This is a genomic window from Mycobacterium nebraskense, from assembly GCF_002102255.1.
Classification (GTDB): domain Bacteria; phylum Actinomycetota; class Actinomycetes; order Mycobacteriales; family Mycobacteriaceae; genus Mycobacterium; species Mycobacterium nebraskense.
Map to the genome: position 1 here is coordinate 22,945 of NZ_LQPH01000037.1, position 17,023 is coordinate 39,967.

The following is a 17,023-nucleotide window of genomic DNA, read 5'->3' on the forward strand; positions in this document are numbered from 1 at the left end:
CAGTGTGCCCGACCCGGCAAAGGCCGACTCCGCAGACGCCAGAGGCGCTAGCTCGGCCCGGGGAGGCGCAGCACCAGCCGCGCGCCGCCCAGCGGGCTGCTTTCCAGTGCAGCGGTCCCGCCGTGCAGGTGGGCCTGTTGGGCCACCAACGCCAGCCCCAGCCCCGACCCCGAATGCGAGGCGGTCGACCCGCGGGAGAACCGCTCGAACACCACGTTGCGTTCGTCTTCGGGCACGCCGCTGCCGTTGTCGTCGATGGCGATTTCGACCCCGGCGCGCGAGCTGACCGCCGAGAGCCGGACCCGGGTCGCGCCACCATGCTTGACGGCATTGGCGATCGCGTTGTCCACCGCCAGGCGCAGTCCGGCCGGCAATCCGACGATGATGCACGTCGGGGATGGCACCAGTGACACGTCGAGGTCGGGGTAGATCCGCATCGCGTCGTGGGCGGCGCGGTCGAGCAGCTCGGTGATGTCGACGGGCACGTGATCGTCGGATGTCGACAGTTCGCCCTGGGCCAACCGCTCGAGGGCGCTCAGGGTGGCCTCGATCCGCGACTGGGTGCGGATGACGTCGTTGATCACCTCTTTGCGTTGGTCGTCGGGCATGTCCAGGGTGGACAGCACCTCGAGGTTGGTGCGCATCGCGGTCAAGGGAGTGCGCAGCTCGTGCGACGACACGGCGGCGAAGTCGCGGGCCGAAGCCAGCGCCTCCTTGGTCCGGTTCTGCTCGTTCCAGATGCGCTGCAGCATGCCCCGCATGGCTTCGGCGATCTCGACGGCCTCAGTGGCGCCGTGCACTTCCACCCGCGGTGCCTCGTCGCCGGCGTCGATCGATCGGGTCTGCTGCGCAAGCTGTTTGAACGGGCGCACCGCGAACGCGGCCAGCAACCAGGCGAATACGGCCGCCGCGCCGATGGCGAAGCCACAGATCAGCAGCACCCGCCGGTGCAGGTTGTTGGTTTCGGCGAGGGTCGCGTCATAGGTTGCGCCCACGGCCAGCGAGGTGGGCTCCGGTGCGGGAATCTCCACCGTCCGCACCCGGTAGCGCACGCCTTTGACGTAAGCGTCGGCGTAGTCGACGTCCAGCTTGGGCAGCGTCACGTTGGAGTTCGACTTGACCTGGTCGCCGCGGCGGACCGTCATGATGGCGTCGTTGTCGTTGGGGGAGCGCGGAATTTCGCCGAGACCGCGCGGCAGGAAAGGGATCGCGAAGCCGGCGGCCTCGTCGAGGCGGCGGTCCAGCCGCTCCTTGCGGTCGTTGGTGATGCCCACCCAGACGACGATGCCGACGATGAGCACGGGGATCGCCGCGCCGATGACCGTCGCGACCACAACCCGGGCGCGTAGCGACGGCGTACGGGTCAGGATTCGGGACAGAAAATTCATTGGTCGCTCGACCTGGTTACTGCATGCGCAGCACGAACCCTACTCCGCGGACGGTGTGCAGCAGCCGGGGACCGCCATTGGCCTCCAGCTTGCGGCGCAGATACCCGATGAACACGTCGACGACGTTGGTGTCGGCGGCGAAGTCGTAACCCCACACCAGTTCCAGCAGTTGCGCGCGGGACAGCACCGCGGTCTTGTGCTCGGCCAACACCGCCAGCAGGTCGAACTCCCGCTTGGTGAGGTCGACGTCGACGCCGTTGACGCGGGCGCGCCGGCCGGGGATGTCCACCTCCAGCGGGCCCACCGTGATGGTTTCGGAGGAGGAGGTCGCGGTCGCGCCACGGCGGCGCAGCAGCGCCTTCACCCGCGCGACAAGCTCGGCCAACACGAACGGTTTGACCAAGTAATCGTCGGCACCGGCCTCGAGCCCGGCGACCCGGTCGTCGACCGAGCTGCGGGCGGACAGCACGCAGACCGGGACGTCGTTGTCCATCGCCCTGAGCGCCGTGACGACGCTGACGCCGTCCAGCACGGGCATGTTGATGTCGAGCACGATCGCGTCCGGCCGGGTCTCGGTGGCGCTGCGCAAGGCTTCCGCGCCGTCGACCGCGGTCGACACCTCGAATCCGGACAGCCGCAGGCCGCGTTCCAGCGAGGCGAGCACATCAGAGTCGTCGTCGACGACCAAGACGCGGGGCGAGGTCCCACCAGTGTCCATGCCGCCCATCTTGCCTGATTGTTGATCGCGGCGGTGCGCTGGCTGGGCCGCTGATGTCCAAAAGGTTACGTTTTCGACGCTGCGCCGCAACTACTCGTTGATATCGACGTGCCAGTGACGAAATCTGTTGGCGAGCTTCGGTATTCGCTCCCTGGGTGACGGGTGTCTAGTTGGGGGCGAGGTCAGCGGCCGAGCGATTTATGTTGGCGCCGTGGGAGTTTCGATCACTCCGCTGAGAGCCCGCTCAGCTGCACCGCTAGCTGCCGTCGCACCGCCGGAACCCCTGCGGCCAGGCGCATTCCGGTGTTGCGCAGTGGGCGCAACGGGCGCGGCAGCGTCGCCACCCGGGTCAGCCGACCCGTCAGTTTCAGCACCCGCTCGGCGCGTCGGCGCTGCGCGGTGCTGTAGGCATCCAGCGCGGCGTCCGAGCCGCCCGCCAGGACCTCGGCGAGCGCCCCGGCCAGCGCCACCGCGTCGGTGATCCCGAGGTTCATGCCCTGGCCCCCGGCCGGGCTGTGCACATGGGCAGCGTCACCGGCCAGCAACAACCGGCCGGCCCGGTAGCTGTCCGCGACGCGGTGATGGATGTGGAACCGCGACCCCCACACCAGCTCGGTGACGATCGTTTGCCGCGGCCCGAAGCCCCGGGCGTCCAACAGCGCCTGCACAAACTCTGCCGACGGCAGCTGCGGCGCGTCGGTGGTCGGCGCGACGACGCGGAAGATGTCACCGGGCAGCGGCGCCAGCACCGTCAGGCCGTCTTTGGCGTAGAACAGGATCACCTCGTTGCGGGGCGCTTCACCGGTCACTCGCACGTCGGCGAGCGCGAAGGACTCGGCGAATTCCCCACCGGCGAAGCCGATTCCGGCTTGCGCGCGAACCGTGCTATGCATGCCGTCGGTCCCGACGGCGTAGCCGGCGCTGATCGTGTCGCCGTCGTCGAACGTGGCCGTGACGCCGTTCGCGTCCTGGGTAATTGCGCCCAGCGCCTTGGGACGGACCACGTCACCGCCGAGTTCGTGGAGTCGCTCGAGCAGCAGCCGCTCGGTGTCGGCCTGGGACAGCATCAGGGTGTACGGATGTTCCGTCGGTAGCTCGCTGAAGTCGACGGGGATCAAAATGCGCCGGCCCTGCCGCATGGTGAATCGCGGCGCGATCAGGCCGGCCTTGACCATTCGCCGGGCCACGTCGAGCTCCTCGAGCACCTCGAGGGTGCGGGCGTTGACGGCGGCGGCTCGGGACGTGTTTGCGCCCGCCGCCAATTTGTCGACCACCGCCACCCGAATCCCGCGGCTGATCAGTGCGGCGGCGAGCGTGAGGCCGGTGGGGCCTGCGCCTACCACCAGGACATCGGTGTCTTTCATGGCCCGCTCCTCTCCCTAGTGAGTTAGTCAACGCTTGTTGGCATAACCCAATGCTGGCGCGTCGATGGCGCTATGTCAACAGTTGTTGGCCTACACTTGTTGGCATGAGACGGTCGTCGGACGAGACCAAGGCGGTGATCCTGGCGGCGGCCCGCGAGCGGTTCGGCGCGGTCGGATTTCAGGGCGCGACGATTCGGGCCATTGCCGCCGACGCAGGGATCGATCCCGCGATGGTCATGCGGTACTACGGGAGCAAAGACAAGCTGTTCGCGGCGGCGGCCGAGTTCGACTTGCGGTTTCCCGACTTCGCGACGGGTGACCCGGCGCAGGTCGGGCGGTCGCTGGTTCGGCACTTTCTCGAACGCTGGGAGGGCGACGAGGCGCTGGTGATCTTGCTGCGGTCCAGCGCCACCAACGGCGAAGCGGCGCAACGGATGCAGGAGATTTTCGTAACCCAGATCCGGCCGCTGGTGGCCTCCTTCGTACCGCAGTCAGATGCCGGTGTGCGGGCCGGACTGATCGCAACCCAGATCCTGGGGATGGCGTTGTGCCGGTTCGTTTTACGGCTGCCCCCGGTCGTTGAGATGAGCCGAGACGAGATCGTCGACTGGCTCGGCCCGACCATTCAGCGCTACCTCGGGCTGCCGGAAGGATGACTCGCGAGACCTAAACCACGTTTGGCGGCGTGTCGTCGCAACGGGTTATGTGTCGCGAGTCGTGGGTGTCTCGCTGGGCAATCCAATGCGGCGGTAGCGCTGCAATCGGCTGGCCAGCCGCTCGCCGGCGGGTAGCGCGCGCAGCCCGTGCACCTCGGCGGCGATGGCGCGGGAGAGTCGCTCGCAGAACTCGACCGGCTCGTCGGCGGCGTCGGGATGTTCCGGCACGACGGCGTCGACAATGCCCGACGCCAGTAGATCGGTCGACCGGATACCTTGCACCGCAGCAAGTTCGGAGGCGTGGGCGGTGTCGCGGAAGACGATCGCACTGGCGCCTTCGGGCGGGAGCGGCGCCAGCCAGCCGTGCAACGCGGACAACACCCGATCGGCGGGCACCATCGCCAACGCCGGCCCGCCGCTGCCCTGACCAAGCAGCACCGACACCGTCGGGGTATCGAGAGTCACCAGCTCGGCCAGGCACTGGGCGATCTGGCCCGCCAGCCCGCCCTGCTCGGCCTCGGCCGACAGCGCGGGACCGGCGGTGTCGATCACCAGCACCAGCGGCAGGCGCAGCTCGGCGGCCAGTGCCATACCGCGCCGAGCCTCGCGCAGCGACGCGGGCCCCACCATCCCGCCCGTCACCCGCTGCTGCCCGAGCACCACCGCGGGCTGACCGGCGAAGCGCGCGAGCGCCAACAGCGTCGTCGCCGCTTCTCCCTGCCCGGTGCCCGACAGCAACACCCGATCGGTGGCGCCGTGGCGCAACAGCAGCCCGACACCCGGCCGGTCCGGGCGACGGGACGCCACCACCGAGTCCCACGCCGGCACGTCGGGTATCGGTTCGGGCGGCGGCGCCGCCGGCAGGGGCCCGGGTGGGTCGGCGATGACGGTCAGCGCGCGGTCCAGCGTCCGGCGCAGCTGGCCAACCGCGACGACGCCGTCGATCACGCCGTGGCGCTGCAGGTTCTCCGCCGTCTGGACGCCTTCGGGGAACGGTTCGCCGTAGAGCAGCTGGTACACCCGGGGCCCCAGGAAGCCGATCAGGGCCCCCGGCTCGGCGACCGTGACGTGCCCCAGCGAACCCCACGACGCGAACACCCCGCCGGTGGTCGGGTTGCGCAGGTAGACCAGGTACGGCAGGTGGGCCTGCTTGTGCAGGCGGACGGCGGCGGCGATCTTCACCATCTGCAGAAAGGCGACCGTGCCCTCCTGCATGCGGGTGCCGCCGGAGCTCGGCGAGGCCAGCAGCGGTAGGCCCTCGGCGGTCGCCCGCTGCACCGCGGCGGTGATCCGTTCGGCCGCCGCCACCCCGATCGAGCCGCCGAGGAAGCCGAACTCGCAAACCACGACCGCCACTCTGCGCCCGAAGATGCGGCCTTCACCGGTCAGCACCGATTCGTCCAGACCGGTGGCCGCCCGCGCGTCGGCCAGTTCCCGCGAATACGCCTGGCTGACCGGCACGGCGAGCGGCTCGCTGTCCCAGCGGATGAAGGAACCCTCGTCCAGCACCGCGTCGCGCAGCTGAGCAGCCGTGATACGACTCACGACACGAGGCTATATAGGGTGGCTGCCATGATCGGTGTTACCCAGGCCGAAGCCGTGCTGACCATTGAGCTGCAGCGGCCCGAGCGCCGCAATGCCCTCAATTCACAGCTCGTTGAGGAGCTGCGGGAAGCCTTCCAAAAGGCGAGCGACGGCTCCGTCCGGGCCATCGTGCTGACTGGCCAGGGCACGGCGTTCTGCGCGGGCGCTGACCTGAGCGGCGACGCGTTCGCCGCCGACTATCCCGACCGGCTCATCGAGCTGCACAAGGTGATGGACACAACGCTGATCCCGGTCATCGGTGCCATCAACGGGCCCGCCATCGGCGCGGGCCTGCAGCTGGCCATGCAATGCGATCTGCGGGTCGTCGCACCGGAGGCGTTCTTCCAGTTCCCGACGTCGAAATATGGCCTCGCGCTTGATAACTGGAGTATCCGTCGGCTGTCTTCGCTGGTCGGTCATGGGCGGGCCCGCGCGATGCTGCTGGCGGCGGAGAAGCTGACCGCCGACGTGGCGCTGCAGACCGGGATGGCCAACCGCATCGGGACACTGGCCGACGCCCAGGCCTGGGCCGCCGAGATCGCCGGCCTGGCACCGCTGGCGATCCAGCACGCCAAGCGGGTGCTGAACGACGACGGTGCCATCGAGGAGGCCGGGCCGATGCACAAGGAGCTCTTCGACAAAGCGTGGGGGAGCCAGGACGTCATAGAAGCCCAGGTCGCCCGCATCGAGAAGCGGCCGCCTAAGTTCCAGGGGGCCTGACCGTCATGTTGCGGGGGGCGCTGCGGCTGGTCGCCGGTACGGCGTCGCTGGCGGCCGGCAGCTGGTTGGTGCGGGCGCTGCATGGCGCACCGGCAGCCCTCGGCGCCCACCCCGCTGCGATCAGGGCGGTGGCGCAGGGGTCACCGAACTACCGAGACGGCGTATTCGTCAACCTCGACCCCGCCTCCAATTTCACGATGGATCGCGAAGAACTGCGGCTGATCGCGTGGGAGCTGATCGGTAACCGGGGGGTGAGCAGGCCGGCTGCACCGATCCCGTTGGCCGCGCCGGCGACCTCCGATGGTGATCCCGGCCGGCTGGCCGTCAGCTGGTTCGGTCACTCGACGGCGCTGCTGGAGATCGACGGTTACCGGGTGCTCACCGACCCGGTGTGGAGCGACCGGTGCTCACCGTCGGACATCGTCGGACCGCAGCGGCTGCATCCGCCGCCGGTGCAACTGGAAGGGCTGCCCGCCGTCGACGTGGTGGTGATCAGCCATGACCACTATGACCACCTCGATATCGACACGGTGATGGGCTTGGCCCGCACGCAGCGGGCCCCGTTCTTCGTGCCGCTCGGTGTCGGCGCCCACCTGCGCGCGTGGGGAATACCGGAGCACCGCATCGTCGAGCTCGACTGGCATCAGAGCGCCCTCGTCGACCAACTCACCGTGACTTGCATGCCTGCGCGGCACTTTTCGGGCCGCTTCCTGGACCGCAACACCACGCTGTGGGCGTCGTGGGCGTTCACCGGGCCGAACCATCGCGCGTATTTCGGGGGAGACACCGGATACACCAAGAGCTTCGAGCGGATCGGCGCCGACCACGGGCCGTTCGACCTGACCCTGCTGCCCATCGGCGCCTACAACACCGCATGGCCGGACGTCCACATGAACCCCGAGGAGGCGGTCCGGGCGCATCTGGACCTCACCGACGATGGACTGCTCGTGCCGATCCACTGGGGCACGTTCCGGCTGGCCCCCCACCCCTGGGCTGAGCCGGTTGAGCGCCTGCTCACCGCCGCGGGACCGGAACAGGTCAAAGTGGCGGTTCCCGCCCCGGGCCAGCGCATCGATCCCGCCGCGCCGGCGAAATCCAACCCCTGGTGGCGGCTTTGATTCGGAGGCCCGGCAACCTCCCCACGCTACAGTTCCGCCATGACGAAACGCGCGGCCGCGGCCGCTGTCACGGTGCTGCTCGGCATGACCGGATGTGGACCCGCGCAACCGGTATCCAGCCCGCCCGCACTTTCTGACGCACCGCCCAACGAGGTGTCCGGTCTCGCGATCCCCGCCGGCCGCATCGACGACGCCGTCGCAAAGGTCGACGGCCTCGTCGGCGACTTGATGAAGAACACCGGCGTCCCGGGAATGGCAGTGGCCGTCGTTCACGGTGGAAAAGTGCTGTACGCCAAGGGATTCGGCGTCAAGGATGTGAGTAAGGGGCAGGGACAAGACAACAAGGTGGACGCCGACACGGTCTTCCAGTTGGCCTCGGTGTCCAAATCGGTGGGCTCTACGGTGGTCGCGCACGAAGTCAGCGACAACGTGGTCGCCTGGGACACCACGGTGGCGTCCAAGCTGCCCTGGTTCACGTTGAGCGATCCCTACGTCACCAGCCATGCGACCGTCGCCGATCTGTATTCGCACCGTTCCGGGCTGCCCGACCACGCCGGTGACAAACTTGAAGACCTGGGCTACGACCGTCGACAGACCCTCGAACGGCTGAAGTACCTGCCGCTGGCCCCGTTTCGAATCAGCTACGCCTACACCAACTACGGAGTGACCGCCGCCGCCGAGGCGGTGGCCGCCGCGGCGGGCAAGTCATGGGAGGACCTGTCCGACGAGGCGCTCTACCGCCCCCTGGGAATGACGTCGACCAGCTCGCGCTTCGCCGACTTCATCGCAAGGCCCAATCATGCGGTCAACCACATCAAGATCGCCGACAAGTGGGAGGCCCGCTTTCAGCGGGACCCCGATGCTCAGTCGCCCGCGGGTGGGGTGAGTTCATCGGTCAACGACATGGCCCGCTGGCTGACGATGTTGCTGGGCAACGGAACTTACAACGGTCAGCGGATCACATCGCCGGAAGCCTTGCTGCCCGCGACCAGTCCGCAGATGGTTTCGGCGCCCGCGAAGACGCCCAAGGCGCGCTCCGGGTTCTACGGATACGGCTTCAACGCCTCGGTTGATTCCTCGGGGCGCACCGAATACAGCCATTCCGGGGCTTTCGATCTGGGAGCGGCGACAAACTTCGTGGTGATGCCCGCGGAGGACTTGGGCATCGTCGCGCTGACGAATGGCGCGCCCTACGGCATTCCGGAAACGCTGACCGCCGAATTCATGGATCTCGTTCAATACGGCCAAATCCGCGAGGATTGGGGAGCGCTGTACAAGAAGGCAATCGGCTGGCTGAACAATCCGGAAGGGTCGTTGGTCGGCAAGCAGCCACCGGCCAACCCCGCCCCGGCCAGACCGCTCAGCGACTACGCCGGCGTCTACGCCAGCGACTACTGGGGCCCGGCCGTCGTCACCGAACACGACGGCGCCCTGCAACTGGCGATGGGGCCGAAGAACCGGATGGTCACCCTGACGCACTGGGACGGTGACACCTTCACCTTCCCATTGACCAACGAAAACGCCCCGCCCGGAACGCTTTCCAAAGCGGTGTTCTCCGGCAACACACTCAACCTGGAGTACTACGACTCGGACAAGCTGGGAACGTTTACCCGATGATTGCCGGCCTGACCGATGCCGAGGTGGCGCAGCGGGTCGCCGACGGCAAGAGCAACGCGGTCCGGGAACGCGCCACCCGCAGCATCACGGACATCGTCCGGGCCAACGTCTTCACCCGTATCAACGCGATCCTGGGGGTGTTGCTGCTGATCGTGCTGGCGACGGGCTCGCTGATCAACGGAATGTTCGGCCTGCTCATCGTCGCCAACAGCGTCGTCGGCATGGTCCAGGAAATCCGGGCCAAGCAGACGCTGGACACTCTGGCCATCGTCGGGCAGGCGAAACCGTTGGTGCGCAGGAAATCCGGGACCCGTACCCTGCTGCCCGCCGAGGTGGTGCTCGACGACATCATCGAACTCGGACCTGGCGACCAAGTCGTCGTCGACGGCCAGATCGTCGAAGAGGCGAACCTGGAGGTCGATGAGTCGCTGCTGACCGGGGAGGCTGATCCGATTGGCAAGGCCACCGGCGACGCGGTGATGTCGGGCAGCTTCGTGGTCGCCGGAGCGGGCGCCTACCGCGCCACGAAGGTCGGGCCGGAGGCCTACGCCGCCAAGCTCGCCGAGGAGGCCAGCAAGTTCACCTTGGTCAAATCCGAACTGCGCAACGGCATTAACCGGATCCTGCAGTTCATCACCTACCTGTTGGTGCCGGCCGGCCTGCTGACGATCTATACCCAGATGTTCACCACCCATGCGAGCTGGCGGCAGTCCGTGCTGCGGACGGTCGGCGCGCTGGTGCCGATGGTGCCCGAAGGCCTGGTCCTGCTGACGTCGGTCGCGTTTGCCGTCGGGGTGATCCGGCTCGGCCAGCGCCGCTGCCTGGTGCAGGAGCTGCCCGCCATCGAGGGGCTCGCCCGGGTCGACGTGGTCTGCGCGGACAAGACGGGCACCCTGACCGAAAACGGCATGCGCGTCGCAGGGGTCGAGGGGCTTGGTGAATCCCAGGAGCGAGATCAGGTCGCGGACGCACTCGCGGCGTTGGCCGCCGCCGACCCGCGCCCCAACGCCAGCATGCAGGCGATCGCCGAGACCTATCAACGGCCACCCGACTGGATCGTTACGGCGACTGCGCCTTTCAAGTCCGCCACCAAGTGGAGCGGGGTGTCCTACGCTGACCATGGGAATTGGGTGATCGGGGCGCCGGATGTGCTGCTCGATCCGGCATCGGCGGCGGCCGAGCAGGCCGAACGGATCGGCGCGCAGGGGTTGCGGGTGCTGCTCGTCGGCACCGGCGACGTGGCCGTCGACCATCCGGACGCGCCGGGCTGCGTCACCCCCGTCGCGCTGGTGGTTCTCGAGCAGAGGGTGCGCCCGGACGCCGCGGAGACGTTGGATTATTTTGCTGAGCAAGGCGTTTCGGTCAAGGTGATTTCCGGCGACAACGCGGTGTCGGTCGGTGCCGTGGCCGACAAGCTCGGGCTGCGCGGTGAGACGGTGGACGCGCGCCGCCTACCGTCGGAACCCGCGCAATTGGCCGACACGCTGGACACGTACACCACGTTCGGGCGGGTGCGGCCCGACCAGAAGCGGGCGATGGTGCACGCCCTGCAATCGCACGGACACACCGTCGCGATGACCGGTGACGGCGTCAACGACGTGCTGGCCCTCAAGGATGCCGACATCGGCGTCGCGATGGGCGCCGGCAGCCCGGCATCGCGAGCGGTCGCACAGATCGTGTTGCTGGACAACAGGTTTGCCACCCTGCCGTATGTCGTCGGTGAGGGCCGGCGGGTGATCGGCAACGTCGAGCGCGTCGCCAACCTGTTCTTGACCAAGACCGTCTACTCGGTGCTGCTGGCGCTGCTGGTCGGGATCGAATGCCTGTTCTCCAAAGCGCTCAAAGCCGATCCCTTGCTGTACCCGTTTCAGCCCATCCACGTCACCGTCGCGGCGTGGTTCACCATCGGAATCCCGTCGTTCATCCTGTCGCTCGCCCCCAACAACGAACGCGCCTACCCGGGCTTCGTGCGGCGGGTGCTGACTTCGGCGCTGCCGTCCGGGCTGATCGTCGGCACCGCGACGTTCGCGTCTTACCTGGTGGCGTACCACGGCCGGCACGCGACGTTCCAGCAACAGGAGCAGGCATCGACCGCGGCCCTGATCACGCTGCTGATGACGGCGCTGTGGGTCCTCGCGGTGGTGGCGCGCCCCTACCAGTGGTGGCGGGTCGCGCTGGTCGTCGGCTCCGGCCTGGCCTACGTGGTGATCTTCAGCATTCCGCTGGCCCGCAAGACGTTCCTGCTCGATCCGTCGGATGTCGTGGTGACGTCGACCGCCGTGGGGATCGGTGTACTCGGCGCCGCCGCCGTCGAGGCGATGTGGTGGATTCGGGCCCGGATGCTGGGCGTACAGCCGAGGTTGTGGCACTAACCACCCCGACGCCCCCAAGTACGGTTCCACCGGGCAAGTAGGATTTCGGCGGGGAAAGGACGGGTACATGGGATTCCTGGACAAAGCCAAAGACCTGCTGTCGCAGAACGCCGACAAGGTCGAGACGGCGATCGACAAGGCCGGCGAATTCGTCGACGACAAGACACAGGGCAAGTACTCGGACACCATTCACAAAGTGCAAGAAGAGGCCAAGAAGGCGGCCGAGGCCGCGGCAAAAGGCGATAACCAGAACTGAGCTCATGGCGAAACTCTCCGGATCCATCGACGTCCCGCTGCCACCCGAGGTGGCCTGGAAGCATGCCTCCGACCTGTCCCGGTTCAAGGACTGGCTGACCATCCACCGGGTGTGGCGCAGCAAACTGCCCGACGACATCGACAAGGGCACGGTCGTGGAGTCGATCGTCGAAGTCAAGGGCATGTACAACCGCATCAAGTGGACGGTCGTGCGGTACAAGCCGCCGGAGGGCATGACGCTCAACGGCGATGGCGTCGGCGGCGTCAAGGTCAAGCTGATGGCCAAAGTTCAGGCGGCGGAAGAGGGCTCCATCGTCAGCTTCGACGTCCACCTCGGTGGCCCGGCGCTGTTCGGGCCGATCGGCATGATCGTCGCTGCGGCGCTGCGGGGCGACATCAACACGTCGCTGCACAACTTCGTCACGGTGTTCACCAGGCCCGACCCCGGCATGAACGGAGCCGGCGGCGGTCATCGCTGACGTTCGGGGGCGATGAGTTTTCTCGGCCGCGGCGGTCTATAGGTCTGAACCCCGGTTTCGGGGGCGGACTACGAGGAGGTCAACGTGCCCATCCGTGACGACGCGCCGCTTGGCGCCCCCTGCTGGATCGACCTGACGACGTCGGACCTCGACGGTGCCCGGGACTTCTATGGCCGGGTTTTCGGCTGGACGTTCGAGTCCGCCGGGCCGGACTATGGCGGATACGTCAACGCCGCCAAGGACGGCCGAAGCGTCGCCGGCCTGATGGCTAATCGGCCCGAATCTCAGTCTCCGGACAATTGGGCCACCTACTTCCGGACCGCCGACGTCGAGGCGACGATGTCGGCGGTCACGGCGGCGGAGGGTTCAGTGTGCATGGGACCGATGGAGGTGCCCGCCAAGGGATTCATGGGCCTGTGCGCCGACCGGTCGGGCGCCGTCTTCGGGCTCTGGCAGCCACTGGAGCACCACGGCTTTGAGATCGTCGGGGAGGCCGGCTCACCGGTGTGGCATCAACTGACCACCCGCGACCATCGTGCCGCGGTGGACTTCTACCGTGAGGTCTTCGGCTGGCGCACCGAGCAGACGGCCGACACCGACGAGTTCCGCTACACCACAGCATGTTCGGCGACCAGCAATTGCTCGGTGTGATGGACGGTTCCACGTGCCTGCCCGACGGCGTCCCGTCGAACTGGACCGTCTTCTTCGGGTCCGACGACGTCGATACGACCCTCCGGGTCATCGGGGAAAGCGGAGGCGCGGTGGTGCGTGACGCCGAGGGCACCCCGTACGGACGATTGGCCGCGGCGACCGATCCGACCGGCGTCATCTTCAACCTGTCGTCCCTGCAGCATTAGCGAACGGGCGCCACGCTAGCGTGACGTCCACGGGGCCGGTCCCCAGTCGGCTAATCTCGCTAGCATGACTCGCCGGCTGCGCCCTGGTTGGCTGGTGGCGCTTTTCGCGTTGGTGATTTCAGCCAGCGCGTGGCTGCCATGGCTGACGACGGCGGTCAACGGCGGGGGCTGGGCCAACGCGATCGGAGGCGCGCACGGGAACCTGGAACTCCCGCGGGGGTTCGGTGCGGGCCAGCTCATCGTGCTGCTGTCCTCGGCGCTGCTGGTGACCGGGGCGATGGTCGGCCGCGGCCTGTCGGTGCGGCTCGCTTCGCTTGGTGCGCTGGTGATTTCGCTGCTGATCGTCGCGCTCACGGCCTGGTACTACAAGCTCAACGTCAACCCGCCGGTATCGGCCCAGTACGGCCTTTATGTTGGTGCGGTAGCGGCGGTCTGTGCGGTGGTGTGTTCGATTGCGGCCGTCATCGCGGCCTTGGCTTCCGGCCGGTCCGGCCGCTGAGGTTTCAGTCCGTCGGGAATTCGTGCGTCCCCGAGGCGGAGCTGTCGCTCGGCTCGTTGACGCCGAATACGAAGGGCGCGAACACGATTTCGCGGCCGTCCGGGTCGCGGTAGGTGACCGCGTCCGTCGCCTCCCAGTACGGATGCTGTTCGACGGGTTCGATGCCCGCCGCTCGCAGGCGGGCGATCGCCGCGTGCTGCGCCTGTTGGTCCGGGAAGTACAGGCACAGCTGTTCGTGGTGGTCCACCGCGACGGGCTCGACGGATTCCACGATCTCCAGGGTCAGGTTCCAGCTGGGCAGGCCGAAGATCGCGCCGTTGCTGCCGTAACTCTCACCAAACGTCTCAAATAGGGGCAACCCCACCAGCTCGCGGTAAAACCGCACCGCTTCTTGAAAGTTCGACGAGCGGCGCGCGAAACGAAGGCCGCCGATCGACGCCAGCTGTATCGGCCAGTGCGTGGTGCGGCGGGGCTTGTCGGCGGCCATCACAGCCCAACGGCGCTTGCCGCCGACTCCGCGGTATCCCAGCGCCGCAGCTGTTCACCGGGCGCCCACGTCGAATGGGTGCCGCTGGAAATACGCTCCGGCAGTTGGAGTTTGCACACCGGGCCATCGCCCATGCGGCCGGCGTCGAAGACTACGCAATAGGAGGCGTCGGTGTTCATGTCGGTGGTGAGGGTGATCAGGTAGCCGTCGTCCTCACCGGTGGCACCGACTCGGGGCGCCATGGCCGTTTCGCTTCCGTAGACGCCTTCGCCGAAGGAGAATTCCTGCTGGCTTCCGGTGCGCAGGTCGTGTTTGACCAGCCCGTCGAACAAGAACCAGCCCGGCTTGCCGGTGGCGGCATAGGCGTAGCGGTAGTTGCCGGCAGCGTAATCCTGGTTGATGGTGCCGAACTCGGTGATGGACTCCGACAGCCGCTCCTCCCGCACGGCGCCGGTGGTCAGGTTGAAACGCCACCGGTGCAGCCGGGACTGCAGACGATCGAGCGCCAGGAAGCGGAACATCTTGTCCCACTTCGATCCACCGGTGTCAGCCGGGGAGGGATCGCCCTCGAAGAAGCCGTCCAGCACGATCTCGTCACCGTCCTCGTAGGCGTTGACGAAGTGCAGCACGAACGTCGGGTCCGCCTCGAACCATCGAATGTCGTCGGTTCCGCCGCGGCGGGGGAGGATCGCGAAGCGCGACGGAATATCGGGATAGAAGCGCGGCAGGTGCACGTCGTGCTCGAGCAGGGTGGGGTCCCAGAACAACGGAAAGTCGTTGAGAATCACATAGTTTTCGGTGAACGCCATATCGTGCGGTAGCCGGGGCCCGGGCAGCGGGATGTCGACATAGTGGACCAGCTCGCTGTCCTCGTCGACTACGCCGTACCGCATGTACGGGTCCCGCTTGCTGTAGTTGAAGAACAGCAGTTCACCGGTTTTGCTGTCGACCTTCGGATGCGCGGACACGCCCCAATCGGCCGGGAAGCGCCCGTTCCAGCTCTCCTTGCCCAGCGTTTCACCCGAGTACGGATTAACCCGGTACAGGTCGCCGCACTGGTAGAAGCTGGTCAGCGCGACGCCCCGGTGCACGATGACGTCGGTGCTCGACGCGTCCTTCATCCGGGTGCGAGCGCCCCAGCCGTCCTCGCGCTTGGCCAACTGCACCGGCTCGGTGAGCCCCGGCCAGAGCGGCTCGCCGGCTTCGTTCTCGGCCAGGAAGCCATCGGTGCGGATAAAGCGGTTGCGGTAGAAGGCTTTTCCATCACGGAAGCCAACCAAGTGCAGCATGCCATCCCCGTCGAATGGGTGATAGGCCTTCAGCGCCGGGTGCAGCGGGTTTTCGGTGTTGCGCAAGTAGATGCCATCCAGGTCGCGTGGTATCTCCCCTTCCACGGCGGTGAGGTCGTCGGCGTCCCACTCGGTGGTCTGGGGACGCCACGGTCCGGTCCGGTACGGGTGATCGTCGTCTTCGGGAAGTGTGGACAGGAACTTGCCGACGATCTCAACATCCATGTCACGCACCTTCTGCTGTGCTGACAACGAAACTCACGGTGGTGGCGGTGCTGCCGCCGAAATTGAGGGTGCCGAACGTCTTGGCCCCCTCGACCTGATACTCGCCGGCCGCCCCGCTGACCTGTTTAGCCGCGTCGAGCAGCATGCGCACGCCCGAGGCGCCGACCGGGTGGCCGCCGCCGATCAGCCCCCCACTGGGGTTGATCGGCAGCCGGCCGCCGATTTCGATCTCGCCGTTTTCGATGGCCTTCCATGACTCACCGGGGCCGGTCAACCCGATGTGGTCGATGGCCAGATACTCGCTGGGGGTGAAGCAATCGTGCACCTCGTAGCCGTCGAGGTGGTCGAGGGTCAGCCGAGCGCGCGCCAATGCGTCGTGCACCGCGGCCCGCACATGCGGCAGCACGTACGGGTCGTCCGCCGCGCGGTCCAGCTTCTGTCGCAGACCCAGCCCTACCGTGCGGTGCCCCCAACCCTCGATGCGGCCGATCGGGCGCGCGTCGGGATGCCCGCGCAGATAAGCGTCGCCGACCAGAATCAATCCCGCGGCGCCGTCGGTCATTTGGCTGCAGTCGAAGCGCCGCAACCGACCCTCGGTGATGGGGTTGGTCGCGTCGTCGTCCGTGATGGGGTCGGGGACCGTCCATGCGCGCGTCTGCGCGTTGGGGTTCCTCCGCGCGTTGGCGAAGTTCAGCTGCGCGATGGCCCGCAGGTGTGCGTTGTCCAAGCCGTAGCGCCGGTCGTACTCGTCGGCGACTTGAGCGAACATCGACGGCCACAGGTAACGCGCGTCGGCCCCCTCATGCCCTGTCCACGCGGCCGCACCGAGGTGCTGGGCAGCGGTGTCACCGGGCACCGTCTTCTCGAGCTCGATCCCCACCACCAGTGCGGTGTAATAGGAGCCCGACCGCAGATCGGCCATCGCCGACAGCGCCGCGATGCTGCCCGACGCGCACGCCGCCTCATGCCGGGAGGCGGGGGTGTCCCAGAGGTCGGCGCAGACCGTGGCCGGCATCGCCCCGAGGTGGCCCTGGCTGGCGAACATTTCACCGAAGGCATTCGCAACGTGGACCACTTCGATGTCGGCGGCGTTCACGTTGGCCGAGGCGAGCGTGCCCTCGACGACCTCGGCGGTCAGGGCGGCGAAGTCGCGGCCCTCTTTGGTGAGGTTGCGGGCGAAATCGGTTTGCCAGCCGCCCAGGATCCACACATTCGCCGAGCCATCCATACGCCGCACGGTACTCCTGGATGGCCTCGTCGTTGAGGTGTATCCGCGAGCGGTCGTGGTTAACCAGGTGACCAAAAAAGGGCGGCCCCGTCGGCTCTCGGGCTGAACCGACGGGACCTAGGCGGACGCGAAGGCCGGCCGACGCGTGCGCCTCTTAAGGAACATTG

Annotated in this window: 15 protein-coding genes and 1 pseudogene; 9 read left to right on the plus strand and 7 right to left on the minus strand. The window is 67.5% G+C overall.

The features are described from left to right. Positions 1-47 precede the first annotated feature (47 nt). The 3 genes from AWC17_RS04260 to AWC17_RS04270 all read right to left on the minus strand — a co-directional run bounded on the left by AWC17_RS04260 (position 48) and on the right by AWC17_RS04270 (position 3,470). Positions 48-1,388 (minus strand): HAMP domain-containing sensor histidine kinase, encoded by a 1,341-nt coding sequence (locus AWC17_RS04260; RefSeq protein ID WP_046184836.1) that lies wholly within the window; start codon positions 1,386-1,388, stop codon positions 48-50. 16 nt (positions 1,389-1,404) lie between these two features. Further along, the gene (gene prrA, locus AWC17_RS04265; protein WP_007168707.1) at positions 1,405-2,115 is read right to left on the minus strand and encodes a two-component system response regulator PrrA; all 711 of its coding nucleotides are present in this window, start codon (positions 2,113-2,115) and stop codon (positions 1,405-1,407) included. Positions 2,116-2,330: 215 nt separating this feature from the next. Next, complete coding sequence (locus AWC17_RS04270; protein WP_046184835.1) at positions 2,331-3,470, minus strand: FAD-dependent oxidoreductase; 1,140 nt, start codon at positions 3,468-3,470, stop codon at positions 2,331-2,333. Between the two features lie 104 nt (positions 3,471-3,574). On the opposite strand from AWC17_RS04270, the gene AWC17_RS04275 reads away from it, so the two are divergent. Then, positions 3,575-4,126, plus strand: a complete 552-nt coding sequence (locus tag AWC17_RS04275; RefSeq protein WP_046184834.1) for a TetR/AcrR family transcriptional regulator — start codon at positions 3,575-3,577, stop codon at positions 4,124-4,126. Positions 4,127-4,171: 45 nt separating this feature from the next. On the opposite strand, the gene AWC17_RS04280 is transcribed toward AWC17_RS04275, so the two are convergent. Continuing rightward, complete coding sequence (locus AWC17_RS04280; protein WP_046184833.1) at positions 4,172-5,671, minus strand: acetyl-coenzyme A carboxylase carboxyl transferase subunits beta/alpha; 1,500 nt, start codon at positions 5,669-5,671, stop codon at positions 4,172-4,174. Between the two features lie 27 nt (positions 5,672-5,698). On the opposite strand from AWC17_RS04280, the gene AWC17_RS04285 reads away from it, so the two are divergent. The 8 genes and pseudogenes from AWC17_RS04285 (at position 5,699) to AWC17_RS04320 (ending at position 13,627) form a co-directional block, all read left to right on the plus strand. Beyond that, the gene (locus AWC17_RS04285) at positions 5,699-6,430 is read left to right on the plus strand and encodes an enoyl-CoA hydratase (protein ID WP_046184832.1); all 732 of its coding nucleotides are present in this window, start codon (positions 5,699-5,701) and stop codon (positions 6,428-6,430) included. Between the two features lie 5 nt (positions 6,431-6,435). Then, positions 6,436-7,548 (plus strand): MBL fold metallo-hydrolase, encoded by a 1,113-nt coding sequence (locus tag AWC17_RS04290; RefSeq protein WP_141224478.1) that lies wholly within the window; start codon positions 6,436-6,438, stop codon positions 7,546-7,548. A 39-nt stretch (positions 7,549-7,587) separates the two neighbouring features. Then, positions 7,588-9,165: a serine hydrolase gene (locus AWC17_RS04295; protein ID WP_046182296.1), complete on the plus strand. Its 1,578-nt coding sequence runs from the start codon at positions 7,588-7,590 to the stop codon at positions 9,163-9,165. After that, positions 9,162-11,537 (plus strand): cation-translocating P-type ATPase, encoded by a 2,376-nt coding sequence (locus AWC17_RS04300; RefSeq protein ID WP_046182295.1) that lies wholly within the window; start codon positions 9,162-9,164, stop codon positions 11,535-11,537. Before AWC17_RS04295 ends, AWC17_RS04300 begins: the two co-directional genes overlap by 4 nt. Positions 11,538-11,604: 67 nt before the next feature. Beyond that, a complete protein-coding gene (locus tag AWC17_RS04305) occupies positions 11,605-11,793 on the plus strand; it encodes an antitoxin (RefSeq protein ID WP_046182294.1) in 189 nt (62 codons plus the stop codon). 4 nt (positions 11,794-11,797) lie between these two features. Next, positions 11,798-12,271, plus strand: a complete 474-nt coding sequence (locus AWC17_RS04310; RefSeq protein ID WP_046182293.1) for a type II toxin-antitoxin system Rv0910 family toxin — start codon at positions 11,798-11,800, stop codon at positions 12,269-12,271. Positions 12,272-12,355: 84 nt separating this feature from the next. Next, positions 12,356-13,128: pseudogene (locus AWC17_RS04315) on the plus strand (VOC family protein). A gap of 64 nt (positions 13,129-13,192) precedes the next feature. Further along, the gene (locus tag AWC17_RS04320) at positions 13,193-13,627 is read left to right on the plus strand and encodes a hypothetical protein (protein ID WP_046182292.1); all 435 of its coding nucleotides are present in this window, start codon (positions 13,193-13,195) and stop codon (positions 13,625-13,627) included. Positions 13,628-13,631: 4 nt separating this feature from the next. Here AWC17_RS04320 and AWC17_RS04325 read toward each other — a convergent pair whose 3' ends face one another. Genes AWC17_RS04325 through AWC17_RS04335 form a run of 3 tightly spaced genes read right to left on the minus strand, consistent with a single transcriptional unit; the run spans position 13,632 to position 16,856 of the window. Next, positions 13,632-14,114 carry a VOC family protein gene (locus AWC17_RS04325; protein ID WP_046182291.1) on the minus strand — a complete coding sequence of 161 codons (483 nt, stop codon included), beginning with the start codon at positions 14,112-14,114 and terminating at the stop codon, positions 13,632-13,634. After that, positions 14,114-15,628: a carotenoid oxygenase family protein gene (locus AWC17_RS04330; RefSeq protein ID WP_046182290.1), complete on the minus strand. Its 1,515-nt coding sequence runs from the start codon at positions 15,626-15,628 to the stop codon at positions 14,114-14,116. Before AWC17_RS04330 ends, AWC17_RS04325 begins: the two co-directional genes overlap by 1 nt. Position 15,629: 1 nt before the next feature. Beyond that, positions 15,630-16,856: an acetyl-CoA acetyltransferase gene (locus AWC17_RS04335; RefSeq protein ID WP_046182289.1), complete on the minus strand. Its 1,227-nt coding sequence runs from the start codon at positions 16,854-16,856 to the stop codon at positions 15,630-15,632. Positions 16,857-17,023: the final 167 nt, after the last annotated feature.

Bases quoted from the DNA above. Each gene is read 5' to 3' on its own strand.
- AWC17_RS04260 (WP_046184836.1), bottom strand. From the start codon at position 1,388: ATGAATTTTCTGTCCCGAATCCTGACCCGTACGCCGTCGCTACGCGCC.
- prrA (WP_007168707.1), bottom strand. From the start codon at position 2,115: ATGGGCGGCATGGACACTGGTGGGACCTCGCCCCGCGTCTTGGTCGTC.
- AWC17_RS04270 (WP_046184835.1), bottom strand. From the start codon at position 3,470: ATGAAAGACACCGATGTCCTGGTGGTAGGCGCAGGCCCCACCGGCCTC.
- AWC17_RS04275 (WP_046184834.1), top strand. From the start codon at position 3,575: ATGAGACGGTCGTCGGACGAGACCAAGGCGGTGATCCTGGCGGCGGCC.
- AWC17_RS04285 (WP_046184832.1), top strand. From the start codon at position 5,699: ATGATCGGTGTTACCCAGGCCGAAGCCGTGCTGACCATTGAGCTGCAG.
- AWC17_RS04290 (WP_141224478.1), top strand. From the start codon at position 6,436: ATGTTGCGGGGGGCGCTGCGGCTGGTCGCCGGTACGGCGTCGCTGGCG.
- AWC17_RS04295 (WP_046182296.1), top strand. From the start codon at position 7,588: ATGACGAAACGCGCGGCCGCGGCCGCTGTCACGGTGCTGCTCGGCATG.
- AWC17_RS04300 (WP_046182295.1), top strand. From the start codon at position 9,162: ATGATTGCCGGCCTGACCGATGCCGAGGTGGCGCAGCGGGTCGCCGAC.
- AWC17_RS04305 (WP_046182294.1), top strand. From the start codon at position 11,605: ATGGGATTCCTGGACAAAGCCAAAGACCTGCTGTCGCAGAACGCCGAC.
- AWC17_RS04310 (WP_046182293.1), top strand. From the start codon at position 11,798: ATGGCGAAACTCTCCGGATCCATCGACGTCCCGCTGCCACCCGAGGTG.
- AWC17_RS04320 (WP_046182292.1), top strand. From the start codon at position 13,193: ATGACTCGCCGGCTGCGCCCTGGTTGGCTGGTGGCGCTTTTCGCGTTG.
- AWC17_RS04325 (WP_046182291.1), bottom strand. From the start codon at position 14,114: ATGGCCGCCGACAAGCCCCGCCGCACCACGCACTGGCCGATACAGCTG.
- AWC17_RS04330 (WP_046182290.1), bottom strand. From the start codon at position 15,628: ATGGATGTTGAGATCGTCGGCAAGTTCCTGTCCACACTTCCCGAAGAC.
- AWC17_RS04335 (WP_046182289.1), bottom strand. From the start codon at position 16,856: ATGGATGGCTCGGCGAATGTGTGGATCCTGGGCGGCTGGCAAACCGAT.